This is a genomic window from Pseudoalteromonas holothuriae, from assembly GCF_945859825.1.
Taxonomy (GTDB): Bacteria; Pseudomonadota; Gammaproteobacteria; order Enterobacterales; family Alteromonadaceae; genus Pseudoalteromonas; species Pseudoalteromonas holothuriae.
Genome location: NZ_CAMAPC010000063.1, coordinates 1 through 1,506, shown reverse-complemented (window position 1 = coordinate 1,506; position 1,506 = coordinate 1). Strand labels below are relative to the sequence as shown.

The following is a 1,506-nucleotide window of genomic DNA, read 5'->3' as shown; positions in this document are numbered from 1 at the left end:
AAATTGATCTGGGCTGAGAAAAATTTAGCTCAAATCTAGACTGACAGTCACCGATTAAAAAACGGGTAACTGTCAGATCAAGTCTGAGCTAGTACATCTACCCATTGCCTGCGGTGCTCATAACTTTTGCCTGTTACCGTATCATCACCACACAAAAAAGCACGGCGAACACACCGTGATATACAGTGATAGTATTTTGTATCAACAAGACTTACCTGTCTTTTACGTGCCGTTGCCATGTTAGCTGCCTACCTTTTGACCAGATAGATAAAAGATAGGTAGTGAACAAAAAACATGCAAATAAAAATGGATGTCTTGTTTATTTTTTGTTTATTTTTTCTGACCCTATTGATTGATCCCTTGAAGCGCGTTATAAAAAGCTTCCAAAGTTACGATAGTGCTACCACCATCACTTAAGTCAATATCATCATCTATATGTACTTTTTTACCTACCAAATCTATTTCTATATTAAAAATATTAAATTCAAAAGTTCGCTTTTCACAAATTCCACTTTCCTTTAAATTCTCAATTTCTGATATAAGAAGGTTTCGAGTATGATCGTCACACTCTTCATTTATAAATACTTCTAAAAGATGATTTTTCATAAAATATCCACATTATCTTTATTAAAACGGGAAAGCTGTCTTTATGACACCATCTCTAACATTTACATGAATTATCGATGTAGGTGCACCTGATTTACTTATTCCTATCTGTTTCCCAACATCATATTGTATCGAGTGGCCTTGTTACCGATTAATTCCTTTTAAAGCAAACACTTAAATCATTACGGTTAAGCTGACCAAGATTTTGGTAATTCGTTATACAATACTCGGTCGAATGCTCACTTCGCAATTCATCAGGAACAGGAGCTAACCACAAAGTTGAATCATCGGCATAAGATATATTCAAATGAAACACACCAAACCGAATGCCGCGTTCTTCAGAGGCGGAACTTTTGCCTAACAGAACTTCATCAGTCTCTATTTTTGGCTCAACCTTACCCGAAGGCATAAGTAGCCAATCAAAATTAACCGCATGAGCATCTTCACCTGTATGATTTATTCTAAATGCTCCATATATCAAATCATTTTTATCTGGTTCTAGAGCTCTAACAATCACGTAAACCCCTTTATCGACACGCTCGTATTGCCACCCGTTCTTATCTTCACTGCATGCAAATAGACAAATGATACCAAGCGACACTAATAATTTTTTCATCAATGATTATCCCAAAGGAATGTAGAAGGCGCAGAACAGCCACCACCCTTGCAATTTCGTAATTGGTAGTCTGTCCTAATTAATTTTGACTCTTTATAATTTGGAAATATTTTATAGTTAAGTTTATCACTATAAATACCTAATAACTTTATATCCTCTGGGTCTGCATATTCTCCCCAGCTTTGATCATCCAATGGCATTAACTTTGATCGCTTATTCTCATTAAGCTTTGATCACGACAATCACTCGATAATGATCACTTTTGTGTTCTTAATGATTTTGCC

The 1,506-nt window shown here is 35.6% G+C and carries 2 protein-coding genes and 1 pseudogene; all 3 read right to left on the bottom strand.

The genetic code is table 11. The annotated features are described in order from the left end of the window. Nucleotides 1-95: 95 nt before the first annotated feature. Nucleotides 96-239 (bottom strand): annotated as a pseudogene (locus tag OCI93_RS20850) (transposase); the annotation flags it as partial. Between the two features lie 106 nt (nucleotides 240-345). Further along, nucleotides 346-606 (bottom strand): hypothetical protein, encoded by a 261-nt coding sequence (locus OCI93_RS20845; RefSeq protein ID WP_261627250.1) that lies wholly within the window; start codon nucleotides 604-606, stop codon nucleotides 346-348. Nucleotides 607-757: 151 nt separating this feature from the next. Further along, nucleotides 758-1,222, bottom strand: coding sequence for a hypothetical protein (locus OCI93_RS20840; RefSeq protein ID WP_261627249.1), 465 nt, complete (start codon nucleotides 1,220-1,222; stop codon nucleotides 758-760). Nucleotides 1,223-1,506 lie beyond the last annotated feature (284 nt).

Bases quoted from the DNA above. Each gene is read 5' to 3' on its own strand.
- OCI93_RS20845 (WP_261627250.1), bottom strand. From the start codon at position 606: ATGAAAAATCATCTTTTAGAAGTATTTATAAATGAAGAGTGTGACGAT.
- OCI93_RS20840 (WP_261627249.1), bottom strand. From the start codon at position 1,222: ATGAAAAAATTATTAGTGTCGCTTGGTATCATTTGTCTATTTGCATGC.